The following is a 25,664-nucleotide window of genomic DNA, read 5'->3' on the forward strand; positions in this document are numbered from 1 at the left end:
ACTTCTCTCTCTGCGTGGAATGTGCGGTGCCTTGAGCCAACCGTTCGGGTCCCCGCCGGGCACGAAATCAAACTCCGCCGGGCCGACTCGGCACCGGGACCGTGCGATCAACTCCGGGCGAATTCCAGAAGATCGGCGTTGAACCGCTCGGCGAATTTCGGCACCATCGCCAGGCCGTGCGGAGCGCCCGGATAGACCTTGTAGATCGCGTCCTTGACGAGCTTCGACGATTTGTCGCCGGAGGCCACGATGGGCACGATCTGGTCGTCGTCGCCGTGCACGATCAACGTCGGGACGTCGATCTTCTTGAGGTCTTCGGTGAGGTCGGTCTCGGAGAATGCCTTCACGCAGTCATAAGCACCCTTGATTCCCACGGTCATGCTCCAGAGCCAGAACTCGTCACGGGTTCCCTGGGTGACGGTCGAGTCGTCCCGGTTGGCGCCGTAGAACGCGGCGCTGAGATCTTTGTAGAACTGCGAACGGTCCGTCTCCACGCCCTTACGGATCTCGTCGAAGACGTCGATCGGCAGCCCTTCCGGGTTCGCGTCCGTCTTGAGCATGAGCGGCGGGATCGCGCCAAGGAGGACAGCCTTGGCGACCCGGCCGGAACCGTGCCGGCCGATGTAGCGGGTGACCTCACCGCCGCCGGTCGAGTGCCCCACCAGGATCACGTCACGGAGATCCAGGGCTTCGATGACCGACGCGAGATCGTCGGCGTACGTGTCGAGGTCGTTGCCGGCCCAGGGCTGACCGGAACGCCCGCCTCCACGCCGGTCGTGGGCCACGGCACGGAAGCCGTTGTCGGCCATCACCTTCAGTTGGGGATCCCAGGCGTCGGCGGTCAGCGGCCAGCCGTGGGAGAAGACGACCGGCTGACCCGATCCCCAGTCCTTGTAGAAGATCTGCGTGCCGTCCGAGCTGGTGGCGAAGGGCATGGTGTGTTCCTCCCGAAATGATCGGACTGTTTGAGTACGTCATACGGAGAACCGACGGCAACGGGTCAGCGGTGAGAGGCGACCGGAATGAGCACGTCGACCACAACACTCTAGGGGAGGGGAGGCACTTCCGCGTGTCGAGCGAATTCCCGGCCGTTTCCACCGTAACCCGGGGGTCGGGCGAAAAACGTCAGTCCGTGGTTCGATCTCTCGCGCCCGTGCGATGGCTACCGTTTCGGCCATGCCAGAACTGACAGCACGGAACGTCGGCCCGTCCGGAATCGAGATCGCCTACGAACGTTTCGGTGACCCGGAGGCACCGCCGGTCCTGCTGATCATGGGAGCGGGCGCCCAGATGATCAATTGGCCGGAGGAATTCTGCCAGGCACTGGTCGACCGGGGTCTGCACGTCATCCGCTTCGACACCCGCGACGCCGGCCGCTCGACCCACTTCCCCGACGCACCCGTACCGGACTTCCCGGCGGCCCTGGCAGGCGACCTCTCCACGGCGTCCTACACACTCTCCGACCTCGCGGCCGACACGGTGGGCCTGCTCGACGCGCTGGGCCTCACCGGGGCACACCTCGTCGGCTCCTCGATGGGCGGGATGATCGCCCAGATGATCGCGATCGAGTACCCGGAGCGGGCCCGCTCGCTCACCTCGATGATGTCCACGACCGGCGAGCCCGGCGTGGGCGAGGCCGACTTCTCCGTGTTCGCCGGACTGGGGGCACCGCCGCAGGACCGGGAGGCCTTCGTCGAGTGGCAGGTGCGCGCCCTGCGGCTTGCCGCGTCCCCGGGCTTCCCGCTCGACGCGACCGCCGCGGCCGAGCGGGCCGGACGCGTCTTCGACCGGGGCTACGACGCCCTCGGCATCCAGCGCCAGGGCCTCGCGGTGGTGGCCACGGGCGACCGTACCGAACGGCTGCGGTCACTGCGGGTGCCCACACTGGTGGTGCACGGCGCCGACGACATCGTGTGCGATGTCAGCGGCGGCCGCGCCACGGCCGCCGCCGTCCCGGGTGCCGACCTGGTGATCCTGGGCGGAATGGGCCACGGCCTTCCGCGGGAGCTGTGGCCCGAACTCGCCGACCGCATCGGCGAGTTCGTCCATCACGTGGAGGCGGTGACAGCCTGATCGTCAACCCCGGTCTGCGTCGCCGCGTGCCCACTGCGCGGCCCGGGCCGTCCCCTCTTCGATGTCCTGCTGGGGGAGTTGCAGGCCGAGTGAGACCTCCAGAGCGTGGAAGTACAGCTCGAAGTCGTGGAGCAGCTCGGGGTGGTCCAGTTCGGCGTGGCGCAACGCCCGGTTGAGGAAGTCGAGTTGGCCGCCCCGGTAGTAGGGGGATCGGCCCCGCTTGTACCAGATCAGCTCCAGCACGCCCCGGTCGTCGTCGATGCGACGGCCGTCGCGTACGTAGTCGAAGGTGTAGATGGCCTTCGCGGAGGTGGCGGTCATCCGCACGGTCTCCGCGACTCCGAGTCGGGCGAGAGCGGCGCTGTCGGCCCGGATGCCGTCCGGTGTGTCGTGGTACATCAGAAACGCCCAACCGCCTGCCTCTCCGAAGCAGAAGGTCTGCCAGCCGATCTCCCAGCGTTCGAGGTCGGGGTCGTCCCTGTCGCGCAGATCCAACAGCCTTGTCCCAGCGGCGACTTGTTCCGGATCGGCTCCGTGGAGCAGAGCGACCTGCTCGGCGCTGACGTTCTCACCGCGGAAGAAGGCGAGGGTGGTGTAGGGGTCCTGGTCGCGCCATTTGCGGGCGACCCAGGCGAAGCGCTCCAGCGGGTCATGTCCGCACGGCCGGTCCGTCCGCGTACCGTCCAGGTCGTTCGTCCCGCCGTCGCGGTATCTGCTTCCCCACGCGGGGTTGATCCGGTCCAGCAACTCGGCCTGCCCGCTGACCAGATTGACGGCGGGCCCGCGGCCGGGGGAGTGGGCCACGATGTGTTCGGCGAGATCATGGACCGCCTGCTCCGCGACGAAGTACAGCACCTGGTCGTGGTCCCGGGTGGCGAAGTCCTCCCGGCCGGAGCCGCGGTGACCGCGCACGGTGCCGTCCTCGTCCACCACGAGGAAGAGGTCACCGGCGCGGCTCACCCGCTGCATGTACTGGTCCCGCGATGTGCCGGTGGGCGGGAACATGGCGTCGTCGAGCAGGTCGGAGCCCGCCGCTATGGTCTGCCACGCGCGTTTGAGTGTGTGCTCCGTTGTCTGCATGGGCGCCAGTATGCAACGGAGGATGATCACGGTCGCCGACGGGATGCGTCTTCAACTGGCGCTCCAGGCAACGTAGTTGCGGACTTGGGCCGTGACACACGGTGGGGAAATTCGTTGGACAACGCTTCGGGCGACGGCGAGCGTTGGCGGAATGGGACAGGAGACGCTTTGGGGCGCTGACGTTGCCCAGCGGTACGACACCCCCGGTACCGGCATGTTCGCGCCCGGCACGCTGGGGCCGACCGTGGATCGCCTCGCGCATCTCACCGGCGGCGGGGCCGCGTTGGAGTTCGCCATCGGGACCGGCCGGGTCGCTGTGCCGCTCGCCGAGCGTGGAGTCCCGGTCACCGGGATCGAGTTGTCGGTACCCATGGTGGAGCAACTGCGCACAAAGGCCGACGAAGCGACGATCCCCGTCGTCATCGGGGACATGGCGACCACCGTCGCGCCCGGGACGTACGGCCTGGTCTATCTCGTCTACAACACGATCTCGAACCTGCTCACCCAGGCCGAGCAGGTCGAGTGTTTCCGCAACGCCGCCCGGCATCTCACGCCCGGCGGACGGTTCGTGATCGAGCTCTGGGTGCCCGAGTTGCGCAGACTCCCGCCGGGGCAGCAGGCCACCGTCTGGCGGACCGACACCGACTACATCGGCCTGGACACCTACGACGTCCTGCTACAGCACGCCGTGTCGCACCACTTCCGGATCGGCGAGACCGAGCAGGCGCGGCTGTACCGCAGCCCTCACCGTTACATCTGGCCGGCCGAACTCGATCTCATGGCCCAGCTGGCCGGGTTCGAGCTGGAGAGCAGGCACGAGGACTGGTCCGGCGCCGAGTTCACGGCCGAGTCGCGCGACCACGTCTCCGTCTACCGCGTGCCGTCGACGCCGTAGGCATCTCAAGTCGGCGATGCGATACGGCACTTGTGTCCCGCACGTTGGCGATCCGGAGTGGTCACGTCTGCGGCTCGCCGTCCGGGGTGTCCGTCAGAGGGATGCGGGCGGTGATCCGTTTGCCGACGGGTTCGCGCTGTGCCTCGAAGCCTCGCGCCACGGCCCGTACGATCTCCAGGCCGTGCTGCCCCACCCGTTGGGCGTCGGCGGCACGGGCGACCGGGAGCACCGGGTCGGAGTCCCACACCTCCACCTCGACCAGGGCGTCGACGATCCGCAGATCCATCAGCACCGGTCCGGGTGCGTACTTACGGGCGTTGGTGACCAACTCGCTGACGACCAGCTGCGTGAGGTCCATGGCACGGGCCGACACCGGTAGCCCGTATTCGGCCTGGGCCCGGGCGAGGAACATCGCGGCCAGCCGACGGGCCTCGGCGATGCAGGAGCCGTCCCCGTCCAATGCCACGGTGGACCGCAGGGCCCGGGCCTGCGGCGCTGTGTCGTCGTCCTCCGATGAATCTGGTTCCATCCGGATCGTTTCACCGCCTTCCGCGTGCCCGGCGCATACCCCGTGAAGCAACGCGCACTCCGTCAATCTCTGCCGGCTCCGTCGGACAGCTCCACCGGACACAAGCATCAACCGTACGATGCGGGGCAGCACTTCGGATGAAATTCCTGATCCGTAGCGCTCACCGACTTGTGTATGAGGACAGATGGTGGACACCGAACACGCGGGGCAGCCGGGGCGGTTGTCGGTCAGGACCGACATCGTCGACGGCACCTTGGTCGTGGCTGTTGCCGGAGAGATCGACCAGGAGACAGGCGGCTCACTGAGGGAGGCTCTGGAGCTGCCGGAGGGCGCCGCACCGCGCGTTGTCATCGACCTGCGCCAGGTCACCTTCATGGACTCCAGCGGCATCAACATTCTCATCGCCGTGCAGACCACTCTCGGCGAAGCGGGCGGCTGGCTGCGGCTTGCCGGTGCCGCCCCACCCGTGCTGCGCATCATCCAGCTCGTCGGTATCGACGGATTCATCGCCTGCCACCCGACGGTCCAACTGGCCCTGGAAGGTTGACTGTTGGAGGGGAGAGAGCTGACCGTCGGGGCGGCCGGGAAATCCGCTGGCGGGTCGTCGAAACACGGTGGTAGACACTTCGGGTGACAGAGATCTTGGAGTTCCCCGTCCTGCTGCGGCTGATCGACGAACGGTCGGACGCGTTCCGGGCCGCGGTCGCCTCCGCGCCGAGCCTCGACGCGCCGGTGCCGACCTGCCCGGAGTGGACGCTGCGGGACCTCGTGCGGCACCTGGGCGGGGTGCAGCGCAGCTGGGCCGGAATCGTCGCCGCGGGGCCCGCCGACGCCCGCCCCCAAGTGACTGTCTCGGAAGCGCCGCAGGAACATGCCGCGCTGCTGGCGTGGTCGGCCGAGTCCACGGAGCAACTCCTGGGCGCGCTGGGGGAGTTCGGCCCGGATCGCGGCTGCTGGACCTGGTGGGGCGGTTCGCGGTCTCCGCAGACCTCCGGAGCCGTGGCCCGGCACCAGGTCCAGGAGGCCATGGTGCACACCTACGACGCCCAGATCACCCTCGGTGCCCCGCATCCGCTGCCGGACGAGGCGGCACTCGACGGCGTCGACGAGTTCCTGTCCACCTGTTGCGCCGGGACGGACCCCTGGCCGCACGAGCCCGCCGCCGTCGAGTACCACGCCACGGAGGGCCGTTCCTGGCGCCTCGCGCTCTCCGCCGACGGCGCACGGGTCACCGAACTCCCCGTGCCCGCCACCGGCACCGGAGAGGACGCGGCGGGCGCCGCCCTCCGGGGCACGGCCGGTGAGCTGGTCCTGGCTCTGTACGCCCGCATCCCGGTGAACTCCCTGAATGTGGACGGCGATCCACGCCTCTTCGACCTGCTCCTGGCCTGGGACCCGAGCGCGTAGGGCATGTCGACGCGGGCCGCGCTCTACGCCCCGCTCGTGATCGCGGCCAGTTCGAGGTCGAGCGCCGGGGCTATACCGCCGAGGTCGCGGCCGACTCTTTTCCGCACCTTCCGCACGAAGTCCGCGGCCTTCTCCGCGGGCAGCCACACCCGTGCGACCGACGGTGACTCGAGGGCCACCTCGACGCCCGCGATCCGCCCCGGCGCGGGCCGTACGGCGATGTCCCCGTCGCCCGCCGGGAACATCAGGCCCAGCGCGAGCAGTTCCCAGGCGAAGGTCCAGGTGACCTCCATACCGTCGGGCCCGAGCAACACCAGGCGCACCGCGAGGCAGTCGTCCGGCCGGTACACCAACTCCGCGGCGACGATGGCCCCTTCGTCGTCCGCCAGCGCTACGAACCCGGTCGTGCCGACCCTCAGCGGAACACCGCCCGAGCGCTCCGTCACGAGACCAACTCCCGTTCCCCCGGCGCGCTTTCGCCCGAGGAGCCCGAGGTGACGGTGGCCGTCCGCCGCCCGCGTGAGGCACCGGGGGAGTCCAGCAGGCGTACGGCGGCCATGGCCTCCTCCACCGTGCGGGTGCCGGTCAGCACGCACAGGGTGTAGGCGGCGTTCTGCAGGGGGACGGCGACGGCCATCTCCCCGTCGGCCGCGAGCGCCAGATAACGGTCGACCGCCTGCTGCAGTACGGCCGGGTTCGGCACGATCACGTCAGGCCTCCACGTTCTCGGTGGAACCCGGACTCGTCGACACACGGTCGCGACAAGAGGGAAAGGGCACGATGACACTCCTCGCACGGAAAGAAAGCGTGCCTGCTTGCCGAAGCACTGGACTGCGCACGCTTGTGCCCCGTCCGTAGGGTCCGAAACAGATCCGGCGTCGGGGCCGAGACGGATCCGTTCCGCGCGTGATGTGCCTTGTCCCGTCCAGGAGTTCAGGCGCGTTCGGGGACCGGGCCGCGACGCACACCCTCGATGCGGTCCGGGCTCCGCGGGACCACCGGCAGGAGCAGATAGGAGGGCTCGTCGCCGCCGGAGACCAGGGTCGTCACGCCGCCGAAGAGATCGGTCGGACGGTCGTCGGGATCGTTGTGCAGAAAGATGGCGTGCCCTTTCATCTCCACGCCGTACGACCGGGGCCAGGGGCCGTCCCCGGGGAACTCGAAGTCGCGGCCCTGGACGGTCACCGCGAGGCGGTACCCCGCCGGGACGACCACCGAGGTCGGCCAGATCTCGATGTCCAGCGGGACGGCCACCCCCGGAGTGAGCGGGTCGAGGCGGTCGTGCGGGTGCCAGGGGCGGTACGGCAGACTCCGCTCGGCGTCGAGAGCCCGGTGCGAGGCACGCAGCCAGCCGTGCGCGACGACACCGGCCGGGTCGAGCGCGCTGACGAAGTGGATGTCACGGCCCTCCGGATCGATGACGCGCACGGTGAGGAAGAGGTCGGCGTCGGTGGTGCTGGACGAGACCACGAGCCGTGCCGCCGCCGGGCCGGTGATCTCCGTCGGCTCGGCGAAGGGTTCGGTGGTGAAGGTCAACCCCTCGCCCAGGGCGTCGAATCGGGCTGTACGCCGGTCGGCGGGAGACTCGGTGGACAGTGAGCCGTCACCGGTGTGCAGATGGAACCTCGTCCATTCGGTGCGCGCCAACGGCCATTCCCGCTCGGCGCGTTGCTCGAAACTGCCGTCCACGTGACGGACGTTGAGCTCGACGGGCGGCTGCCGGTCCCAGCCGGTGTCCTCGCCCTTCAGGAAGTGCCCGAAGAACCGGCGTTGCAGGTCCAGCCCGTGCGCGGTGTAGAACTCGGTGACGTGCCCGAGGCCGTGCACCTCCAGCCACTTCTGCTCCGACGACGCCTGCGCCCAGCCCTCGAAGCCGCCCCGACTGTGCAGCCCGTGCGCCCAGTTGGCGGCCGACAGCAGCGGAACGGTGATCTTCGGAAGGTCCGCCGAACGCTCCCTGTAGAACGGGCCGTTGAGCGGGTGGGCCAGCAAGTCGGCTGTGGAGTCACGGCGGTTGGCGGCCAGTCCCTCGTCGGTCAGGGTGTCGGGGCCGGCGATCGTCTCCCCGGTGTTCGGGTTGCGCAGACCGCGCTCTCCGACCCCGTGCTGGGCGACGCGTACCTGGCCCGGATACCACTTGGACACAAAGGTGTTGAGCAGACCGGCGTGGTGGGTGAACTCGCGGTAGTAGTCCGTCGCGCCCTCCCAGGGGATGATCGCGGCGAGGTGCGGCGGCCGCCTGGCCGCGACGAGCCACTGGCTGACCGCGTAGTAGGAGACACCGAGCAGACCGACCTTGCCGTTGCTCCAGGACCGCGTGCCCGCCCACTCGACGCAGGCCGCGTGGTCGAGGGTCTCGCGCGGCGAGAAGATGTCCATGAACCCCGGTGAGCGTCCCGCCCCGCGCGAGTCGACCCGCACCACCGCGTACCCGTCCGGCACCCAGCGCTCGGGGTCGACGGTCTCCCAGTTCTGGTACGCGTTGGTGGAGCCGTCCAGGATCTCCGGATACTCCTCGACGAGCGGCTCCCACAGCATCGAGAAGCCTTCCTGGAACGCCATTCCCTTGGCGTAGGGGCCGTGATTCATGATCACCGGATACGTCCCCTCGGCCACCGGACGGAAGACGTCCGCGCGCAGCACCATGCCGTCGTCCATGGCGATCGGCACGTCCCAGTCGACGCGCATCCCGTCCCGGACCTCGCTCTTGTGCTGAGCCATGGCGGTCACCTGCGTTCCGTGTCCGTGACCCGCTCGGCGGGCCGGCGTTTGGAGTGATGCCTCCAAATGCTGCCTGGCAAAAAATGGAGTCACAACTACAAAACCGGTGCTAGCTTCATTCCATGGCAACTGCACCCGTCGTGGCACCGGCAAGCGGTCAGCGGCTCACCCGCAAGGGGCAGGAGACGTGCCGGCGCATCGTCTCGGAGGCCGCCGCCCTGATGTACGACCAGGGTGTCGTGAGCACGAGGATCGAGGACGTCCAGGCCGCCGCCGGAGTGAGCGCCTCGCAGATCTACTACTACTTCGGCGACAAGCACGGCCTCGTCCGCGCGGTCATCAACCACCAGTGCGAGAGCGTGCTCGGGGTGCACGCGCCGCTGCTCGCCGACCTCGACAGCATCGGGGCGCTGGAGGCGTGGCGCGACGTCGTCCTGAGCATCCACCGGGACGAGCGGAAGCAACAGGGCTGTCCGATGGGCAGGTTGAGCAGCGAACTGTCCCTGTCCACCCCGGAGGCGCGGGCCGAGCTGCTGGCCGGGTTCAGCCGTTGGGAGGGGGCGCTGCGGGACGGGCTGCGCGCGATGCGGGCCCGCGGCGAACTGCCCGAGCGGATCGACCCCGACCGCTTCGCCCTGGCGCTGCTCGCCGCCGTCCAGGGCGGGTTGCTGCTCTCCCAGGCCCGCCGGGACACCGTCGCCCTTGAAGCGTCGCTCAACACGCTGATCGACTGCTTGCGCGGGCACGCCGACCGTTGATGTGGGTACGGGGCCTGTTCACCGGTCGTACGGATCGGTGAACAGGCCCCGCATTGTTGCTGGTTGCTAGTTGCGACGGCCCGCCGGACCCTGGCTGACCGAGTCCTGGTCCCCTCCGCCGGAGACCGTCCCGGAGGTGTCGGAACCGGTGTCCGTGGCGCCCGCGCTTTCCTGGGCGCGGTCGGCATGGCCCGGCCACCAGGCGGCGTGGCCGATCAGGGCGGTGAGGCTCGGCGTGAAGAACATCGCCATCACGAAGGCGGCGACGGCGATGCCGAAGGAGACGGCGAAGCCCATCTCCGTGAGCAGCGCGTTGCCGGCCAGCATCATCGTGGCGAAGGTCGCCGCGAGGATGAAACCGGCCGCGGCCACGGTCGGTCCCGCGTGCCGTAGCGCCATGCTCGCCGCCTCGCGCGGATCGCGGCCCTCGCGGGCCTCCTCGCGGAGCCGGGCGATCATGAGGATGTTGTAGTCCGTGCCGATGGCGACCACGAAGAGATACATGATCACCGGGAGCATGAACATCAGCCCCGGGTGTCCCTGCGCGTCCTGGAAGATCCAGACGGTCGCGCCGAGGGTGGCGCCGAAGCCGAGTCCCACCGAGGCGATGAGGTACCACGGTGCGACCACACTGCGCAGGAGCAGTCCCAGGATCAGCATGATCAGCAGGGCGGCCACGGGGAACACGGTCCGGTAGTCGTGGTTGACCGCGCTGTTGATGTCCTTGTAGATCGAGGACATGCCGCCGACCAGGGCCTCGGTGCCGTCGGGCGCGGCGGAGTGCGCGACGTCCCGCACCCGGCCCACGGCGTCGATCGCCTTCTCCGTGGACGCCTCGTACTTCAGCGTGACGGTGAAGTCCGCCGTGGTGCCGTCCTTGTTGACCTGGCTCATCCGCGCGTTGGCGACACCGTCGACGGCCCCGAGCTTCTCCGCGTAGGCGGTGAAGGCGGACCTGTCGAGCGGCTTGCCGTCGGTGCTGGAGAGATAGACGTCGGTGGGGGCGGCGGCACCCGCCGAGTACGCCTTCTGCATCTCGTCCTGGACGACCATCGACTCCTTGGTCTTGGGCATGGAACCCGAGGCCAGGTCGAAGGTGGCCTTGTAGCCGAGGGTGCCCAGCGACAGCGCGACGAGGACGAGCCCGGAGAGCGCGGCCGTCAGCGCGGGCCGGCGCTGCACACCGCGGCCGAGGGCGGCGAACCGGGCGTTCTGCGGCTCCTGTTGCCAGGACTTGGAGGGCCAGAAGACCTTCGGCCCGATCAGCGACACCACGGCCGGGATCAGGGTCAGGCCCGCGATCAGGGTGACGGTGACCGAGATGGCCAGCGCCGGACCCATCTGCTTGAGGAAGCCCAACGTGGAGAGCACCAGCGCGAGGAACGCGATGATGACCGCGCCGGCGGCCGAGGCGATGGCCTCGCCGACCCGGGCGACCGCGTTGACCATGGCCTGCTTCGGCTCGTCACCCGCCCGCAGCCGTTCCCGGTACCGGAACATCAGGAACAGGAAGTAGTCCGTGCCAACGCCGAACAGCACGACGATCAGGATCGACGAGACGGAACTGTTGGCCTGGAGGCCGAACAGCTTGGTGGCGTACGCGATCAGCCCGTTGGCGATGGACGCCACCACACCGATCAGGACCAGCGGGAGGAAGGCGAGGATCGGCGCCCGGAAGATGATCAGCAGGGTCACCAGGATGATGAGGAAGGTACCGATGCCGATCAGCGCCTCGCCGCGCTTCGAGGAGTCCTGCTGGTCGAGGGCCTGCGCGGCGGAACCGCCCAGCTTCACGTCGAGGTCCGTGCCCTTGGTCAGCTGTTTGACGTCGTCGCGCAGCACCTTCGCGGCGTCCGCCTGCACCGGCTGACCGGCGTTCTTGCTGTCCATCTGGACCAGGGTCATGGTGTACCGGCCGTCCGTGGACGGCGGGCCGGGGACCACCTTCTGCACCTGGTCGATGTGCTTCTTGCCCAGCTCGGTGGTGATCCGGGCGACGTCCTTCTTGTCGGCGGCGGTCAGTTTGCCGCCGTCGGTGCGCTGGTACAGCGCGATCGCGGACGGCGTGAAGGCGCTGGGGAACGCCTTCACCTGCAGATCCGCGGCTTTGATCGACTCGTAACTCTTGGGCAGGAAACTGCTCTCGTCGCTGTTGGAGGGCAGACCGGGCGCGGTGGCGACAATCGCCACCGCGGCGATCAGCCAGCCCACGATGGTCCAGACGGGATGTCTGACGACCCCGTTGCCTATACGTCGAAACATGCGGGAGGTCCTCCTGGGAAGGAAGATCACCGCAGCCCGGGGAGCGGACCCCGGCATCGGCGACCCCGACCGGTCCTCACCCGTGGGGCCGGTCGAACGGTTGTCTGTGGTCTTGTCATATCGGTCACGCGTGAAGATTCATAACACACGCATTGTCTGGGCACAGGTCCGCACGAACGGGTGGTTGTCTGTGACCCGCCCTCCTCCACCACGTTGTGCCGCTGGGCGGCGCGCTCGCCGCTTCCGGAGACCGCCCACCCGGCGGGTGCGAGGAGAGGAAATCATGGGAGCAACGAAGTGGTCCACGGCTTTTGGAGCCGCGGGGCTGGTCCTCGTGGCCGTCGCGGCATCGGCCACCGCCCAGGTGCAGACGCCGCACGCACACCTGGCCGGACGCGTCGTCCTCACCAACACGGACAACGGCCGGACGGTGCCCGCGAGTTCGGGTGGCGATGTCGAGATCCGGCTCACCCACTCCCGTGAGCGCGGATTCACCTATACCTGGACCGCTCCGGAGTCCGGTAACTCCGCGGTGCTCGGGCATGCTTCCGACGCCACCTACCCGTCCGGAGACGCCACCGCCGTCTTCCACGCGGCATCCGCCGGCGCCGCCACCGTCACCGCGCAACGCCGCTGCGTCCCCGACCCCGGCAGTCTCTGCCCCCTGCTCGTCGAGACCTGGAAGGTGACGATCGAGGTGAAGTGACCCGGTGGCCGGTCGGCTTGGCCCCGATCGTCGGTAGGGTGATTCCGGAGGTGGTCAAGTGGCTGACAGCACACGGGAGTTGAGCGAGCCGCCGGAATCCGCGACCGTGGTGGTGATCGGCGCGGGCCCGGCCGGGCTCACCGTCGCGAACCTGTTGCGGCGCAGCGGGATCGACTGCGTGGTCCTGGAACGGCAGACCCGCGAGTACGTGGCACAACGCCAACGGGCCGGCATCGTCGAGACCCACGCCGTCCGCATGTTCGACTCCTGGGGGCTGGCCGACCGCGTCCTGGGCGGCGTCCCGCACGACGGCATCCTGGAGCTCCGCGTCGACGGCGAGACACATCTCGTGAACGACTACGACGGCTCCGAGGGCCCCACGGCCCGCCTCTGCCCCCAGCAGATGCTGGTCCAGAAACTCACCGCCGCGTACCTGGAGGACGGCGGCGACCTGCGCTTCGAGGCCGCCGACGTCTCCCTGCACGACCTGACCGGCGACCGCCCCGCCGTCCGCTACCGCACCGCTGACGGCGACCTCCGTACGATCACCTGCTCCTTCGTCGCGGGCTGCGACGGCGACCACGGCATCAGCCGCAGCGCGGTCCCCGACGGTGCCCTCACGCCGTACGCCTTCGATCACGGGATCGGATGGCTGACGGTCATGGCCGACGCGCCGCCGCCCGCCCACCCGCTCCTGGCCGTCAGCCCGCAGGGCTTCGCCGCGCACTTCCCGCGCGGCCCGTACGCCAGCCGCTACTACCTCCAGTGTCCGCCGGACGACCACCCCGACGCGTGGTCCGACGCCCGCGTCTGGGACGCGCTGCGCACCCGGCTCGGCGACCCGGACCTCGTCTCCGGCCCGATCACCGACCGCGAGATCTTCCGGCTCCGCAGCCTGGTCCACGATCCGATGCAGTACGGCCGTCTCTTTCTCGTCGGCGACGCGGCGCACATCGTCTCGCCGATGGGCGGCAAGGGCATGAACCTCGCTCTCTACGACGCCGATCTCTTCGCCCGAGCCGCCCGGGACGCCGTCCACGACCACGACGACACCGCCCTGCGCACCTACTCGGAGCGGTGTCTGCGCCGCGTCTGGAGCGATCAGGAGTTCTCGCACTGGATGACCCGCATGCTCCATGACGCAGGCGACGCCACCGACTCCGGTCCCTTTCACCGCAGTTTGGCCCGCGCCCGACTCGACCGGCTCTTCACGTCCGCTGCCGCGGCCGGCGCCTTCTCCGAACTCATGACGGGCATGGATTTCGGAGAGGGCACCGGGCCGCAGCCGCGTTGAGGGGTTACTCCGTAAGGCCGTTGACGGTCAGGTGCCGGGCGAAAAAGCGGACCGCGCTGTCCGCCTCGAACCTGGGCAGTTCCTTGTGGCTGCCCGAGTTGATGTGCAACGACTTCTCCTTCGAGGCGAAGGCGTCGAACAGCGCGAGACCGGACGGGCGGGGGATGTGTTCGTCGTCCCACTGGAGCGCGAACTCGATCGGAACGGTGATCCGCCGCGCCGACTCGGCGAGCGACTCGTCGTACCAGAAGAGGCCCAACACCGCGGCGGTGATGCGGGGTTCGGCGGCCGTCAGCGGTACGCCGATCGCGGTGCCCATGTTGAGGCCGTAGTAGCCGACGGGTCCTTCGGTGCCGATCTCCGGGAGTTCCTGAAGGGCGTCCAGGGTCGCCAGCCACTCCGGTACGGCACGCTCGGCCAGGTGGGCGTTGTAGCGGACGACGATGTCGCCGACCGGTTCGCCCGCCGCCATCTTCCTTTGCATCAGGGCGATTTCGCGTTCGTCGTGCGGTGTGCGCGGGCGGCCGCCGTGGCCGGGTGCGTCGATGGTGGCGACGTGGAAGCCGCCGCCGTTCACGAGGCGCTCGGCACGGCCCGCCATGGCCGGTGCCTTGCTGTCGGTGCCGCCGCCGTGGCCCATCAGGACCAGGGGAGCGCGTTCGGAGGGGGAGGCGGCGGGGGACCAGAGCGCGCCGGTCAGCCCGCCGACGGTGAAGTCGCGGACGAGGACACCGTTCGACGATGTCTCTGAGGTGAACTGCACGGAATGGTGTGTGAGTTTCATGGTGTTGCCTTTCGGGATCGCCTTGTTGTGAGGCGCTCCCGGCGACACCTATGCCGCTGGCCCAACCGTGGAAAAGAGGGGGAGCACCCACCTGGAAACTGCGTTCATGGGTCTCACCTCCTCGTGCGGTGTTCACGGCCAACGGCAAGGTAGCAAGACGGTTGTCGTCGCGGCCAACGCTTTTCCGCCTCGGCTCTGCTGCATGCGCGTACATCTAATGTTCTTGACATCTTCCCGGGCCGACGCCCAAGGTTGAGGCGATCGTTCCCGGACGGGTGGAGGCCCCGATGCGCGTACGCGACGCCGCACCCCACGGTGCCGTCCCGGGCGCGTGGCTGATCATCCGGCGGCATGTCGACTACTGCCGCACCGCCTCCGCCGTCTGTCCTTCCGCACGCCCCTGACCCCTGTCGGTCCCCTCGGGCCGACCGTCTCGACGTGTTCTCGGAAGGAACTCCCATGTCCGGCCCCGCCCTGCGGCTCGCCCTCGAAATCGACGGTGACGGCGCCCATCCCGCGGCCTGGCGCCGCGCCGCCCACTCTCCCGACCAGTTGCTGAGCCCACGCCGGGTGGCCGGTGTCGCCGCCGCGGCGGAGAACGCCGGGTTCACCCTGCTCACCCTGGACGACGGCGTGCTCCCGCCCGGTAACGGCACCGACGTGGTCGGCCGGATCGGTGCGGTGGAGCGGGCCGCGTTCATCGCCGCGTCGACGAGCGTCGTCGGCATCGCGCCGGTCGTGCCGCTCACGTACGCCGAACCCTTCCACGTATCAAGCCAGTTGGCGTCCCTGGACCACATCTCCGTCGGGCGCGCCGGGTGGGTGGTGAGCGAGGAGGCACGGCCCGAGGCGGCCTCCGTCTGGGGGCGCCCGCTCGTCGACGGGGCCGCGGCACGAGCCCGCGAGTCCCGTGACGGTGTCGAGGTCGTCCGCGATCTGTGGGACTCCTGGGAGGACGACGCGGTCATCCGCTCCGTCGCCACCAGCCGCTACCTCGACCGCGACCGGCTGCACTACGTCGACTTCACCGGCGACACCTACACGGTGAAGGGCCCGGCGATCGTGCCGCGTCCGCCGCAGGGCCAACTCGTCGTGCTCGGCAGCCCGGAGCGCGTCCCCGGCGGTCAACTCGATGTCGCCCTCGTCACGGGCCGCGACCTCGCAGCCGTCACCGCGAGCGCGTCCGGTGCCGGAACGCCGCGCACCTTCGCCGAGGTCGAAGTCGCCCTCGACACTGCCCACGCCGCGGCCGAGGAACGCGTCGCCGACCTCGAGCAGCATGGGACCTGGAGCGACCGGGGACGCCTGCGCCACATCGGCTCCGCCGCCGGACTCGCCGCGCTGTTGCGGGAGTTGAGGGACGTGGTGGACGGAGTACGCCTGCATCCCCTGGTGTTGGACGAGGACCTCCCGGAGTTGTCCCGGCTCGTCCTGCCGCACCTCTTCGAACGCCGTCACGCCGTACGCCCGTTGCCCGGCGCGTCCCTGCGCACCCACCTGGGTCTCGACCGGCCCGCCAACCGCTATGCCGCCGCGGCCGCGCAGGAGGATGTCCGATGACCCGCACCGACCCCCTCGACGTCCCCCGTCCGGATGCCCAACTCCACTTCGGTGTCTTCTTCCAGGGCGTCAACCACTGGACGGTCTGGTCGGATCCGGCGAGCGGTTCCCAGATCGACCCCGCCAACTTCCGGCGCGTCGCGCAGACCGCCGAGCGGGGCCTGTTCGACGCGTTCTTCCTGGGGGAGGGGTTGCGGCTGCGCGAGGTCGACGGCCAGATCCACGACCTCGACGTCGCCGGACGGCCCGACGCCATCACCCAACTCGCCGCGCTGGCAGCCGTGACGGACCGCATCGGCCTGGTGAGCACGTCCAACACCACCTTCAACGAAGTCGCCGACCTCGCCCGCCGCCTGTCCGGCCTCGACCTGCTCTCCGAGGGGCGGGCCGGCTGGAACGTGGTGACCACCGACAACGCCTGGACCGGCGCCAACTTCCGCCGCGGCGGCTATCTCGACCACGCCGACCGCTACCACCGCGCCGAGGAGTTCCTCACCGTCGCCCGCGCGATCTGGGACAGCTGGGAGAACACGGCCGTGTCCGGCTCCACGGACGCTCCGGCCTGGGCGGCGCCTGGCGCCGTAAGCCAAGTCCGCCACCAGGGACCGCAGTTCGACGTCGACCTGGCACCCACCCTGCCGCGCAGCACCCAGGGACACCCGGTGATCTTCCAGGCCGGGGACTCCGGCGAGGGCCGGGACTTCGCCGCCCGCAACGCCGACGTCATCTTCTCCGCGCACGGCAACGACTTCGACGACGCGCTCGCCTTCGCCGACGATCTGCGACGCCGGCTTCGGGCCGTCGGCCGCCCCGACGACGACCTGCGCATCCTCCCGGGTACCGAGATCATCATCGGCACCACGGAGGAGGAGGCTTTGGAGAAGAAGCGCTGGATCCGCCTCCAACAGGTCACCCCCGCAACCGCGTTGGGCATCGCCGGACTCCTCTGGGGCATCGACCTCTCCGGCCGCGACGCCGACGGGCCGTTGCCCAAGGAGGACCCGGTCGTCGCCGAGAACGACGGTTCCTTCGGCGCACGGCGGATCGCCGATCCCCGTCAAGTCGTCGCCGAATGGCGGGAGAAGGCCGACGCGAATCGGTGGTCGCTGCGCGAGACCGTCATCGCGCTGGGCCCCCAGCGCGGCCACGTCGGCACCCCGGAGGGCCTGGCCGACAAGTTCGCCCACTTCGTCCGGCACGGCGCCGTCGACGGCTTCAACGTCACGCCATACCTGATCCCCGACGGCCTCGACGACATCGTCGACCACCTCGTCCCCGCACTCCAGGAACGCGGCGTCTACCGCACCGAGTACACCGGTACGACCCTGCGCGAGCACCTGGACCTGCGCGCTCCCCTCACCCACCGCACCACGACGGACCGCCGCCGGGCGGGCTGACCCCCGACACCGCGGGCGCGGTGCCCACCGTCCCCCTGTGTCCGGTGGCCACCGCGCCCGGGTCGTCCCGGCCCCGCGCCGCCGTGACCCCCACGGCGACCGTCACAAACGATGGCGGTGCGGGGCACATGGCAGCAATGAATTCGAAACCCTTCTAATCGGCACCGGCGAGGTTTGTCCGGTCACCGCTCGTCAAGTAAGCGCAGGCCCAAGGGAGTTGCCGAGTGCCGTACGAACTGGCCCTCCCGGTGACTGGCGATCAGGCCTCCGTCGCGCAGCACGCCGAGCTGGTAACTGGCGCTGGGCAGCGCGATGTTGGCCGCCGTGGCCACCTCGGACGTCGTACGCGCCCCATGGCGGACCAGATCCGCCAGGACGACCGTCCGGGTACGGCCCAGCAGCCGCTCCAGCCCGTCCCTGCTCGCCCGGACGATCTCCAGGGGCTGTTTCGCGACCGGGTAGACGAGCACCGGCCCGAGCGTCGGATCCGCGAGCGCGGTCGGCCTGCGCCAGCAGAAGTACGACGGGATGAGCAGCAGGCCGCGCCCCTCCAGGTACAGCTCGCGGTCGACGGGATAGTCCACCTCGAGCACCGGAGCGTGCCAACGGGCGTGTGGGCGAAGGGCGTTGAGCAGCGCGGACGTGCCGCCGTCGAGGAGTGCGCGCGACCGGAGCTCGACATCGTTGCCGACGGCGGTCTGGATGCGGGGCCAGTACGGTTCGAGCAGCGTCTTGCAGGACAGTTCCAGGGCGTGCGTCAGCGTCCCCAAGGCCTTGGCGCCCGGTCTGTTGAGGGTGGACACCCAGGACGGCAGCGGACGCGACTCGGCGAGCCGGGACAGCTCACGGGTCAGCCGGGCGCGGGAGGTGCCCCGCACCTGGTCGAGGCCGACGGCCAGACCGCCGCCCGTGACCGACGGCGTGAGGAAGTCGGGGATGTAGCCGACCGGGGGAATCAGCGTCTGCAAGGGCAACAGGGCCCGTCGGGCCCGTGGATCCTTCGCCAGCCCCTCGCGCACCGACCGGCGCCAGTGCCCGAACTCCAGCGCCCCCTGCCGCGTGTCCAGCCGGCAGACTCCGCACACGAGTTCCCAGAGAGCGTGGGGCCGGCGGGCCACCCGGATGCTCTGCAGGTCCTGCGAGGTGAAGTGGATACGGAGCATGCGGCCTCTTTCCTGCGCGTCGTCCGTGTGCAGTGTCGGTGGGGGGTACGGCCGCGCGAGAACCAGCGCGTCATTAAGGGGGACGACTGAGGGGTGCGCATGGTTGTCGAAGGTGGAAACGGATGGTGGTACCGCGTGTCGGCGAGCAGCCGGGCTCAGTGAGCCCGGCTGCGGCCCGGCGGTGCCGTGGACGCGGCCGGGGCGACGGTCAGACCAGTCCTCCCCGCTCACGGGGCGTCTTCTGCCCGGCCTCGATGGACACCGGCAGCCGGTTCTCCGCCGGCGGCAACGGGCAGGTGGCCAGGTCGGTGTAGGCGCACGGCAGGTTCGTCGCACGGTTGAAGTCCAGGACGACCGTGCCGTCGGCGTCCGGCGGGGCCGGCGCGAGGGCCCGGTTCGCGGCGTACGTGGTCACCCCGGAGGTCGCGTCGGTGAAGAGCACCAGCAGTCCGCCCGGCCCCCGCCCGGGGAACGCGGTCAGGGCCAACGACTGCCCGTCCAGCTCGAACTCGACCCGGCCCGGCGCGTCGTACACGTGCTCCAGCCCCTCGACCGCCGCGCCCACGGTCGTCGGACGCGGCGTCTCGAAGGCGGTGTACCGCCCCCGGACCACCCAACGGGGATCCGGCGCGTAGGCAGGCGTACCGGCGAAGGCGGTGCGCAGCGGCGCGTCCGGATGCCGGGGCCGCACGATGTCGTTCCCGCCCCGCTTGGCCACCTCGATCACGGCATCACCCCAGACCGCGTTCACCCCACCCCGCTCGGGCAGCACGCCGAAGCGGTGCTCACCTCGCACCGGCGTTCCCTCCACGACGAGTTCCTCCCCTTCGCCGAGGGCCACGGAGACCCCGTCGGCGTCGGTCCACCAGGTGCCGGGCGCGTCCGGGAAGCGCTGCGGCCGGTCGTCGAGCCAGTGCAGCCCGGTGATCGCCAGGAAACCGTGCGGAGCGGCGAGTCGTTCCTCCTGCCCGCGGTACCACTCCAGCCAGTCCTGGGTGAAGGCCTGGAGGTCGGTCGTGGTCAGGTCAACGGTCATGGTCGTCGCTCCTTCGTCGTGCGAGGCCCGGCCTCGAAGCGGGGTCGTACCCGTGCCAACCCCGGCCGCCCGGCGGAGGATTCCGGTCCGCGTGTGACAGCTTCATGTCACCTCTTCATGTCACGTCGGACCGGGAGCGGACCAGCGCGCGCTCCTTCGCCACCCGTACCACCCGGCGGGACACCATCCACCCGTACGTGGGACGGCATTGTTCGATTTCCAGCCGCTAGCATTTCCTTCACGTCGAGCCATGAAATTGCATGACGGGATTTCATGGGGCTTCCACCTGTGCGGTTTCGGGGCCGCGACGGAAAAGGCCGGAAAAGTGGGTCTGTCGAACGGAGAGGGTTCGTCCCTGATGGAGAACTTCACGAACGGAATGGCCGCCAACCTCATCCCGGGAACGTGGGTGAAGAGCCGCATGTCCGAAGCGAACGGCATGTGCCTTGAGCTGGCCGCACTGCCCCGGGGCGGAGTGGCCGTACGAAACTCGACCGACCCCGGCGGACCCGCACTTATCTTTACCGCTGAGGAGATGGGCGCTTTCCTCGACGGTGCGAAGAAGGGGGAGTTCGATGCCCTCGGTACTCCCAACTAGGCCTCGGAGTACATAAGTTCGGGCAACGCCTCCGGCCCGGGCGTGTCATCATGTGAAGGTGACTGCCTGTTGCGAGGAGAAGGCGTGTACCCGGATCCTATTTCGATCAATCGTCCGGCCCGGCATACCGCCGGGCCGGACACGACAAAGACGGCGGCCACCATCATGTTCGGTCTCGCCGTCAAGGATTTGCGCGACGAGGTCGGTCTGACGCAGAAAGAACTGGCGAAGGCCACCCACGTTTCGAACTCGACCATCAGCCGCCTGGAGAATGCCGATTCCACGCCCGAGAGGCGCACGGTCGAAGCGGTGATGGCCTATCTGAAACTCGACGGTCCGGCACGGGAAAAGTTGTCTATGTTGTTCTCCCGCGCCCAGGAACCGGAATGGTTCCAGAACAGGTTCGACGACTGCACCCCCGACTACCTGCGGCGGCTCCTCGGCCTCGAATCCGTCGCCATCGGGCTCACCACGTACGACGTACGCCTGGTGTCGGGCCTGTTGCAGACTCCCGAGTACGCGAGCTGCATCCTCCGCACGGGCCTGCACCTCACGGAGTGGGACAGCCCCGAGATGGCGCTGCGGGTCGCCATGCGCCGGGAGCGGCAGGAGCGGGTGTTCGGCCAGGCCGAGCCGCCCCGCTGCGTGTTTCTCATGGACGAGTCCGTCCTCCTGCGGCGGGCCGGCTCGGACCAGGTGATGCGCGACCAGATGCTCCACCTCCGGGAGATGGCCCGACTCCCGCACATCACCGTCCGGTTCGTGCTCCTCGACCGGATGATCGCGGGCAACGAGGCGTCGATGGCGGGCGGCATGGCCCACCTCCAGTTCGGCCGCGGCGGCCTGCCCGACCTCGTCTACGTCGAGGGCTACCGCAAGGCCGACTACTACAACAAGCCCGCGCTGAGCGCCGAGGAGCGGGCGAAACCCTGGCCGACGAAGGAGAACGACTTCGAGCGGCACCTCCAACTCCTGCTGCGTATCCAGGGCGAGGCGTGTGCCTCACCCATGGAGAGCCGGCGGATGCTGGACGAGGCCGTAGCGCGGTACTCCTAGCTGCTGTCGCTGTCCGTGAGTCGGGCCTATTGCCGGGGCGGCACTTTTCCCAGCCCGCCGTACTCCGTCCACTCGATGCTGCGCCGGCGCTGCTGGAGCTCGGAGTCGGGCCGCCAGTCGGTCACGTCGACGAGCCCCGGGTCCTCCACAACGAGCCTGTCGAAGATCTCGTCGACGTCCGCCTTCTCCCGGACCCTGCCCCAATTGCCCCCGGTCTGGACCCGCATGAGCTCGGTGACGTCGTCGCGGACCTTGGCGTCGTCGCTCACGAGCTGGCACAGGACGACGAAGCTGCCCGGCGCGAGCTGGTCAACCACCCGCTCCACAAAGGCCTTAGGCCCGGCGCTGTCCGGCAGGCAGTGCAGTACGGAGATGAACAGGGCGGCCGTCGGCTCGGTGAAGTCGATGAGCCGGGTGAAGTCCGGGTGGCCGAAGATGGTGTCGGTGTCCGTCATGTCGACCGACAGGATCGCCGTGTTGTCGTTCTCGTCGAGCAGGGACTGGCCCAGCGACAGGACGACGGGATCGTTGTCGATATAGACGACGTAGGACTCGGGGTCGACCTCCTGCGCGATCTGGTGCACATTGCGCTGCGTCGGAAGGCCCGACCCGAAATCGATGAACTGCCTTATCCCGTGCTGCTCGGCCAGCACCCGGACCACACGCTGGAGGAACCACCGGTTGTTCAGCGCGATCTCACGCGAGGTGGGCGCCACCTCCAGCAATAACTCGCAGGCATTCCGGTCTGCTTCGAAGTTGTTGCTGCCGCCGAGCAGCCAGTCGTACATCCGCGCCGCGCTGGGCAACGACAGATCGACATGATTGTGCTCCACCAACGGTCCGTCCCTTCGCCGAATCCGCCCCATCCGAAGTGGAGTTGCCCATCCTAGGAGGGCGGCACGCGGCCACACCACCGCTGGTTCGGGTGAACCGTGGCGCAGGTTGGCGAAAGGTGGCGGATCGGAGCGTCCGCAAGGAGACCGCGTACGCCGGGAGGGACGCCGGAGGGGTCAGCGATGCCTCAAGGGGGCCTCCGCATCGATGAGTTGGGGGAAGGTCCGCCGCGCGGCGGCGAGAGCAGCTTCGACCGCGGACGGCTCGACGCCCATCAACTCGGCCGCCTCGGCGAGGGAGAATCCCAGTCGGCGGCACAACACCACACTGTCCGCGCACGCGTTGGGGAGTCGCTGATAGAGCATGGTCAGGACCGGGTCCTGCACTGCGGCACGTTCGCCCCGTCGCTCGACCTGACGGCGGAGTTCTTCCCAGACCTCGGCCGCGGGGCAGGGCTGACACATCAGCCACTGCCAGCGTTCGTGGGCGGACACCAGCGTGGCTTCCACGACCGCCGTGGAACGTGCGACCGCGGACAGCCGAGCCCTGGCGTAGAGCGTGTAGCGGGGGCGGTTCCGTTCGGCGAAGGCCGCGAAGCCGAGATCCGCGATCACCGGATCAACCGCCGATGACGGGGAGTCGATCCCGGTGCGCAATGCCGCGATTTCGGGTGCGGAAAGGGGGAAAGTCACACCCTCGACAAATCGGCTGGTCCATTTGGTTGTTTCCTTGTCGATCTGCTTCGTCCCCCGGGATGTGATAGAGCGCTTTCCCGGACGGGTCCTCTATGGGCCCGAAAGGAAACTACCGCGCAGGGCCGGGCAGTTGAGCTGTCCCGGCCCTCCATGCAAAGTCATTCTGCGTACTGAACATCGCGGTCAGAGGGCGCCCAATTCCGACGCGGATCGATCCGATTCAGCGACTAAAGGGGCGTCTTATATCTCCTTCGATCATTTTCGATCAGCTCGGCCGGATGGTTCTCAGCCGACCTCGTTGAGTTTCCCGGTGGCCACGTCGAAGACGAATCCCCTGATGTTGTCTTTGTGCACGATGGAGGGGTCGGCCTTGATACGGGCGATCGACTGCCGTACGTCGGCATCCAGATCGGTGAAGGCCTCCGCCGCCCAGGACGGGCGGATGCCGGTGTCCTCCTCGACCGCGGCCTTGAAGCCGTCGTCCGTGAAGGTCAGCATGCCGCAGTCCGTGTGGTGGATGAGGATGATCTCCTCGGTGCCCAGGAGCCGTTGGCTGATGGCGAGCGAGCGGATCTCGTCCTGGGTGATGACACCGCCCGCGTTGCGGATGACGTGGGCCTCGCCCTCGTTCAGGCCGAGGAGCGCGTACACGTTGAGCCGGGCGTCCATGCAGGCCACGACGGCGAGGTGCCTGGCGGGCGGAAGAGGAAGCGGGCCCTCGAAGGTCTCGGCGTAACGGGCGTTGTTGGCGAGCAGTTCATCGGTCACGGACATGGTGGACCTCGGTTCTCGTCTCGTGTGTTCTTAGACGTGCTGTGCGGGAGTCGGGGACGACAGCGCACGGCAACAGAACACGTCGAAGACGTGGACACGACGCGAGGGCCAGAAGCCCGTCAGCGTGGTGGCGAAGGTCTGCACCCGCCCAGTGAACCCTCCGCCACCGCAAACTGGCAAGCAGTGGTCAGCCGCACCGGCCTCCTGGCCGGCCGCACGACCTACGGATCAGGGAGCAACGGTCATGAGCACCTTCCCCACCGCACGAGACGTCAGGACCACCCCCGAAGGCCTCCTCTGGGAGCCGAGCCCACGCTGGGTACGCGGCCTCAAGGGCGACACCACCGTCGTGGACAGCAGGCACCCCGTCCTCGTATGGGAGCCGGCCGTACCCGTACCGACGTACGCCTTCCCGCGCGACGAGGTCCGCGAGGACCTGCTCCGCCCGGCTCAGAACCCCCCGACCGGCGCGCACACCGGATCACGCGTCTTCTACGACCTTGAGATCGCCGGCCAGTTGGTGGAGAACGCGGCCTGGACCTACCCGGCCGACGACCTGGCCGGGTACATCGCCTTCGAGTGGTTCCGGCGGGTCGGGCGGGGCCTGGACCACTGGTACGAGGAGGAGGAAGAGATCTTCATCCATCCCCGCGACCCGCACAAACGGGTCGACGCCATCCTCAGCAGCCGTCACGTCAAGGTGGAGATCGGCGGCACGGTCGTCGCCGACACCCACCGCCCGGTCCTGCTCTTCGAGACCGGCCTGCCGACCCGGTACTACATCCCGCGCGAAGACGTCCGCCTCGGCCTGTTCGAGCCGACCGACCACAGCACCGGGTGCCCCTACAAGGGCACCGCCGCGTACTGGTCGTGGCGCGGCGAGGCCGGCGTTCCCGGTGTCCCGCCGAACATCGTCTGGAGCTATCCGGAACCGCTGCCCGCGGTCGGCGCCGTGAAGGATCTGCTCGCCTTCTACAACGAGGCGGTGGACATCTTCGTGGACGGGGAGGCCGTGGAACGCCCGGTCACGCCGTTCACCGAGGCGCTCTCGGGGCAGTCGTCGGACTGACGGCACCGGTGAAGTCCAGCCCTGTTGCTTCCAGTTGAGGTGAAACACCGCCGACAGGGCAGTCGACACCTTGCACATGCCTCTTCGATGGCTGTCGTGCTCCGGAACTGTCAAAGGATATTGAAGGACATTGATGGAGAGTCACAAAAAGGATGACAAGAAGCAGGAGCCGAAGCGCAAGGTGCTCGATCTGACCGCTGTGCAGGTGGTGGCGAGTGCGCTTGCCACCGTGGTGGGCGCGGTGATCGCGTCCCTGTTGGGGGTGGCCGGGACGATCATCGGCGCCGCCGTCGTCAGCGCCAGCGCCACCACCGGCGCGGCGGTCTTCCAGCACGCCTTCCGACGGACGGGGGAGGGGATCCGCAGAAGGGTGCCGTCGGTGGCGATGGCCCTGACACCGAGTGAGGAGCGGGAGGTCCAACGCGCCGACGCCCGGGCGGCGTTCGCGTTACGGGACGGCACCTCGGCCAGTGCCGCGTCACCGTCCGACGCCCCCTCCGATGATCCCGCCGACGCCTCAGCCGACGACGAGTCGGTGACCACTTACCGGACCACGTCCGGATCCTTCTGGAAGTCCATCGGGTGGAAGAAGTACGCCCTCGCCACAGGCCTGGTGTTCGCCCTGGCGATGGTCACCGTGACCGCGGGCGAACTCATCCTGGGCAAGCCGATAGCGGCCGCGGTCAGAAACGAGTCCGGCAACGGAACGTCGTTGGGCGGCGGGTCGGCCGGAAAGAGCTCACCCGCACACAGTCCGACGCCCACGCCGCTCACGTCCAGCAGTTCGGGGTCGTACTCGGGCGGCACCGCCTCGCCGTCGGCGAGCGCGGAGCCGGAGACCAGCGCCGGCTCCGGTGCCAAACCGAGCCACAGCGCCGCCTCCAGCCCCGTGGCCTCGGCGTCGAGCGTGCCGTCAGCGAGCGGTGACGCCGAGAACAGCTCCGACGCCACCGCGAATTGAGCGGGACCGACC

General features: G+C 69.1%; 26 protein-coding genes. 13 read left to right on the forward strand and 13 right to left on the reverse strand.

Going from position 1 to position 25,664, the window contains the following annotated elements; all coding sequences use genetic code 11:
• Positions 1 to 107: 107 nt before the first annotated feature.
• Positions 108 to 935 (reverse strand): alpha/beta fold hydrolase, encoded by an 828-nt coding sequence (locus tag OG504_RS50490; RefSeq protein ID WP_405995904.1) that lies wholly within the window; start codon positions 933 to 935, stop codon positions 108 to 110.
• Between the two features lie 241 nt (positions 936 to 1,176).
• Here OG504_RS50490 and OG504_RS50495 point away from each other — a divergent pair, with 241 nt between their 5' ends.
• A complete protein-coding gene (locus tag OG504_RS50495; RefSeq protein WP_405995905.1) occupies positions 1,177 to 2,073 on the forward strand; it encodes an alpha/beta fold hydrolase in 897 nt (298 codons plus the stop codon).
• Between the two features lie 3 nt (positions 2,074 to 2,076).
• Here OG504_RS50495 and OG504_RS50500 read toward each other — a convergent pair whose 3' ends face one another.
• The gene (locus tag OG504_RS50500) at positions 2,077 to 3,153 is read right to left on the reverse strand and encodes a hypothetical protein (RefSeq protein ID WP_405995906.1); all 1,077 of its coding nucleotides are present in this window, start codon (positions 3,151 to 3,153) and stop codon (positions 2,077 to 2,079) included.
• A 151-nt stretch (positions 3,154 to 3,304) separates the two neighbouring features.
• Between OG504_RS50500 and OG504_RS50505 the strand changes: the two genes are divergently transcribed.
• A complete protein-coding gene (locus tag OG504_RS50505; RefSeq protein ID WP_405995907.1) occupies positions 3,305 to 4,048 on the forward strand; it encodes a class I SAM-dependent methyltransferase in 744 nt (247 codons plus the stop codon).
• A 61-nt stretch (positions 4,049 to 4,109) separates the two neighbouring features.
• Here OG504_RS50505 and OG504_RS50510 read toward each other — a convergent pair whose 3' ends face one another.
• The gene (locus OG504_RS50510) at positions 4,110 to 4,577 is read right to left on the reverse strand and encodes an ATP-binding protein (protein ID WP_405995908.1); all 468 of its coding nucleotides are present in this window, start codon (positions 4,575 to 4,577) and stop codon (positions 4,110 to 4,112) included.
• Positions 4,578 to 4,761: 184 nt separating this feature from the next.
• Between OG504_RS50510 and OG504_RS50515 the strand changes: the two genes are divergently transcribed.
• Both OG504_RS50515 and OG504_RS50520 read left to right on the forward strand, forming a co-directional pair.
• Complete coding sequence (locus OG504_RS50515; RefSeq protein WP_405995909.1) at positions 4,762 to 5,124, forward strand: STAS domain-containing protein; 363 nt, start codon at positions 4,762 to 4,764, stop codon at positions 5,122 to 5,124.
• A gap of 83 nt (positions 5,125 to 5,207) precedes the next feature.
• Entirely contained in the window at positions 5,208 to 5,984 is a 777-nt protein-coding gene (locus tag OG504_RS50520) for a maleylpyruvate isomerase family mycothiol-dependent enzyme (protein ID WP_405995910.1), read from the forward strand.
• 23 nt (positions 5,985 to 6,007) lie between these two features.
• Here OG504_RS50520 and OG504_RS50525 read toward each other — a convergent pair whose 3' ends face one another.
• The 3 genes from OG504_RS50525 to OG504_RS50535 all read right to left on the reverse strand — a co-directional run bounded on the left by OG504_RS50525 (position 6,008) and on the right by OG504_RS50535 (position 8,705).
• On the reverse strand, positions 6,008 to 6,430 hold the full coding sequence (locus OG504_RS50525; protein ID WP_405995911.1) for an SsgA family sporulation/cell division regulator: 423 nt from the start codon (positions 6,428 to 6,430) through the stop codon (positions 6,008 to 6,010).
• A complete protein-coding gene (locus OG504_RS50530; RefSeq protein WP_405995912.1) occupies positions 6,427 to 6,693 on the reverse strand; it encodes a DUF5133 domain-containing protein in 267 nt (88 codons plus the stop codon). The genes OG504_RS50525 and OG504_RS50530 overlap by 4 nt, the downstream gene beginning before the upstream one ends.
• A 224-nt stretch (positions 6,694 to 6,917) precedes the next feature.
• Positions 6,918 to 8,705 (reverse strand): CocE/NonD family hydrolase, encoded by a 1,788-nt coding sequence (locus tag OG504_RS50535; protein WP_405995913.1) that lies wholly within the window; start codon positions 8,703 to 8,705, stop codon positions 6,918 to 6,920.
• A 122-nt stretch (positions 8,706 to 8,827) separates the two neighbouring features.
• On the opposite strand from OG504_RS50535, the gene OG504_RS50540 reads away from it, so the two are divergent.
• Positions 8,828 to 9,463, forward strand: a complete 636-nt coding sequence (locus OG504_RS50540; RefSeq protein ID WP_405995914.1) for a TetR/AcrR family transcriptional regulator — start codon at positions 8,828 to 8,830, stop codon at positions 9,461 to 9,463.
• Positions 9,464 to 9,529: 66 nt separating this feature from the next.
• Here the strand turns inward: OG504_RS50540 and OG504_RS50545 are convergent, their stop codons facing one another.
• The gene (locus OG504_RS50545; protein WP_405995915.1) at positions 9,530 to 11,725 is read right to left on the reverse strand and encodes an MMPL family transporter; all 2,196 of its coding nucleotides are present in this window, start codon (positions 11,723 to 11,725) and stop codon (positions 9,530 to 9,532) included.
• A 283-nt stretch (positions 11,726 to 12,008) separates the two neighbouring features.
• Here OG504_RS50545 and OG504_RS50550 point away from each other — a divergent pair, with 283 nt between their 5' ends.
• Positions 12,009 to 12,431, forward strand: a complete 423-nt coding sequence (locus OG504_RS50550; protein ID WP_405995916.1) for a hypothetical protein — start codon at positions 12,009 to 12,011, stop codon at positions 12,429 to 12,431.
• A 58-nt stretch (positions 12,432 to 12,489) separates the two neighbouring features.
• On the forward strand, positions 12,490 to 13,725 hold the full coding sequence (locus OG504_RS50555; RefSeq protein WP_405995917.1) for a 4-hydroxybenzoate 3-monooxygenase: 1,236 nt from the start codon (positions 12,490 to 12,492) through the stop codon (positions 13,723 to 13,725).
• A gap of 4 nt (positions 13,726 to 13,729) precedes the next feature.
• Here OG504_RS50555 and OG504_RS50560 read toward each other — a convergent pair whose 3' ends face one another.
• Positions 13,730 to 14,509, reverse strand: coding sequence for an alpha/beta hydrolase (locus tag OG504_RS50560; protein ID WP_405995918.1), 780 nt, complete (start codon positions 14,507 to 14,509; stop codon positions 13,730 to 13,732).
• A 459-nt stretch (positions 14,510 to 14,968) separates the two neighbouring features.
• Here OG504_RS50560 and OG504_RS50565 point away from each other — a divergent pair, with 459 nt between their 5' ends.
• Positions 14,969 to 16,069, forward strand: a complete 1,101-nt coding sequence (locus tag OG504_RS50565) for an LLM class flavin-dependent oxidoreductase (RefSeq protein ID WP_405995919.1) — start codon at positions 14,969 to 14,971, stop codon at positions 16,067 to 16,069.
• Positions 16,066 to 17,466 carry an NtaA/DmoA family FMN-dependent monooxygenase gene (locus OG504_RS50570; RefSeq protein WP_405995920.1) on the forward strand — a complete coding sequence of 467 codons (1,401 nt, stop codon included), beginning with the start codon at positions 16,066 to 16,068 and terminating at the stop codon, positions 17,464 to 17,466. The genes OG504_RS50565 and OG504_RS50570 overlap by 4 nt, the downstream gene beginning before the upstream one ends.
• Before the next feature lie 182 nt (positions 17,467 to 17,648).
• On the opposite strand, the gene OG504_RS50575 is transcribed toward OG504_RS50570, so the two are convergent.
• Positions 17,649 to 18,629 carry an ArsR/SmtB family transcription factor gene (locus tag OG504_RS50575; RefSeq protein WP_405995921.1) on the reverse strand — a complete coding sequence of 327 codons (981 nt, stop codon included), beginning with the start codon at positions 18,627 to 18,629 and terminating at the stop codon, positions 17,649 to 17,651.
• Positions 18,630 to 18,837: 208 nt separating this feature from the next.
• A complete protein-coding gene (locus OG504_RS50580) occupies positions 18,838 to 19,665 on the reverse strand; it encodes a DUF1684 domain-containing protein (RefSeq protein WP_405995922.1) in 828 nt (275 codons plus the stop codon).
• Positions 19,666 to 19,873: 208 nt separating this feature from the next.
• Between OG504_RS50580 and OG504_RS50585 the strand changes: the two genes are divergently transcribed.
• Both OG504_RS50585 and OG504_RS50590 read left to right on the forward strand, forming a co-directional pair.
• Complete coding sequence (locus OG504_RS50585; protein WP_405995923.1) at positions 19,874 to 20,263, forward strand: DUF397 domain-containing protein; 390 nt, start codon at positions 19,874 to 19,876, stop codon at positions 20,261 to 20,263.
• An 84-nt stretch (positions 20,264 to 20,347) separates the two neighbouring features.
• Positions 20,348 to 21,319 (forward strand): helix-turn-helix domain-containing protein, encoded by a 972-nt coding sequence (locus tag OG504_RS50590; RefSeq protein WP_405995924.1) that lies wholly within the window; start codon positions 20,348 to 20,350, stop codon positions 21,317 to 21,319.
• 26 nt (positions 21,320 to 21,345) lie between these two features.
• Here OG504_RS50590 and OG504_RS50595 read toward each other — a convergent pair whose 3' ends face one another.
• From OG504_RS50595 to OG504_RS50605, 3 genes are all read right to left on the reverse strand, one after another.
• A complete protein-coding gene (locus tag OG504_RS50595; RefSeq protein WP_405995925.1) occupies positions 21,346 to 22,152 on the reverse strand; it encodes an SAM-dependent methyltransferase in 807 nt (268 codons plus the stop codon).
• Between the two features lie 177 nt (positions 22,153 to 22,329).
• Positions 22,330 to 22,845, reverse strand: coding sequence for a sigma factor-like helix-turn-helix DNA-binding protein (locus OG504_RS50600; RefSeq protein WP_405995926.1), 516 nt, complete (start codon positions 22,843 to 22,845; stop codon positions 22,330 to 22,332).
• Positions 22,846 to 23,133: 288 nt separating this feature from the next.
• Positions 23,134 to 23,622: a beta-class carbonic anhydrase gene (locus tag OG504_RS50605; protein WP_405995927.1), complete on the reverse strand. Its 489-nt coding sequence runs from the start codon at positions 23,620 to 23,622 to the stop codon at positions 23,134 to 23,136.
• Between the two features lie 244 nt (positions 23,623 to 23,866).
• On the opposite strand from OG504_RS50605, the gene OG504_RS50610 reads away from it, so the two are divergent.
• The gene (locus OG504_RS50610; protein ID WP_405995928.1) at positions 23,867 to 24,691 is read left to right on the forward strand and encodes a DUF427 domain-containing protein; all 825 of its coding nucleotides are present in this window, start codon (positions 23,867 to 23,869) and stop codon (positions 24,689 to 24,691) included.
• A gap of 133 nt (positions 24,692 to 24,824) precedes the next feature.
• The gene (locus tag OG504_RS50615) at positions 24,825 to 25,652 is read left to right on the forward strand and encodes a hypothetical protein (protein ID WP_405995929.1); all 828 of its coding nucleotides are present in this window, start codon (positions 24,825 to 24,827) and stop codon (positions 25,650 to 25,652) included.
• Positions 25,653 to 25,664: the final 12 nt, after the last annotated feature.

Source organism: Streptomyces sp. NBC_00986 (assembly GCF_045162565.1).
Classification (GTDB): Bacteria; Actinomycetota; Actinomycetes; order Streptomycetales; family Streptomycetaceae; genus Streptomyces.

Excerpts from the sequence above, each read along its gene's own strand:
- OG504_RS50560 (WP_405995918.1), bottom strand. The coding sequence starts at position 14,509 with ATGAAACTCACACACCATTCCGTGCAGTTCACCTCAGAGACATCGTCG.
- OG504_RS50535 (WP_405995913.1), bottom strand. The coding sequence starts at position 8,705 with ATGGCTCAGCACAAGAGCGAGGTCCGGGACGGGATGCGCGTCGACTGG.
- OG504_RS50615 (WP_405995929.1), top strand. The coding sequence starts at position 24,825 with ATGGAGAGTCACAAAAAGGATGACAAGAAGCAGGAGCCGAAGCGCAAG.
- OG504_RS50510 (WP_405995908.1), bottom strand. The coding sequence starts at position 4,577 with ATGGAACCAGATTCATCGGAGGACGACGACACAGCGCCGCAGGCCCGG.
- OG504_RS50490 (WP_405995904.1), bottom strand. The coding sequence starts at position 935 with ATGCCCTTCGCCACCAGCTCGGACGGCACGCAGATCTTCTACAAGGAC.
- OG504_RS50505 (WP_405995907.1), top strand. The coding sequence starts at position 3,305 with ATGGGACAGGAGACGCTTTGGGGCGCTGACGTTGCCCAGCGGTACGAC.
- OG504_RS50495 (WP_405995905.1), top strand. The coding sequence starts at position 1,177 with ATGCCAGAACTGACAGCACGGAACGTCGGCCCGTCCGGAATCGAGATC.
- OG504_RS50575 (WP_405995921.1), bottom strand. The coding sequence starts at position 18,629 with ATGCTCCGTATCCACTTCACCTCGCAGGACCTGCAGAGCATCCGGGTG.
- OG504_RS50540 (WP_405995914.1), top strand. The coding sequence starts at position 8,828 with ATGGCAACTGCACCCGTCGTGGCACCGGCAAGCGGTCAGCGGCTCACC.
- OG504_RS50580 (WP_405995922.1), bottom strand. The coding sequence starts at position 19,665 with ATGACCGTTGACCTGACCACGACCGACCTCCAGGCCTTCACCCAGGAC.
- OG504_RS50500 (WP_405995906.1), bottom strand. The coding sequence starts at position 3,153 with ATGCAGACAACGGAGCACACACTCAAACGCGCGTGGCAGACCATAGCG.
- OG504_RS50610 (WP_405995928.1), top strand. The coding sequence starts at position 23,867 with ATGAGCACCTTCCCCACCGCACGAGACGTCAGGACCACCCCCGAAGGC.
- OG504_RS50515 (WP_405995909.1), top strand. The coding sequence starts at position 4,762 with ATGGTGGACACCGAACACGCGGGGCAGCCGGGGCGGTTGTCGGTCAGG.
- OG504_RS50605 (WP_405995927.1), bottom strand. The coding sequence starts at position 23,622 with ATGTCCGTGACCGATGAACTGCTCGCCAACAACGCCCGTTACGCCGAG.
- OG504_RS50550 (WP_405995916.1), top strand. The coding sequence starts at position 12,009 with ATGGGAGCAACGAAGTGGTCCACGGCTTTTGGAGCCGCGGGGCTGGTC.
- OG504_RS50570 (WP_405995920.1), top strand. The coding sequence starts at position 16,066 with ATGACCCGCACCGACCCCCTCGACGTCCCCCGTCCGGATGCCCAACTC.
- OG504_RS50545 (WP_405995915.1), bottom strand. The coding sequence starts at position 11,725 with ATGTTTCGACGTATAGGCAACGGGGTCGTCAGACATCCCGTCTGGACC.
- OG504_RS50565 (WP_405995919.1), top strand. The coding sequence starts at position 14,969 with ATGTCCGGCCCCGCCCTGCGGCTCGCCCTCGAAATCGACGGTGACGGC.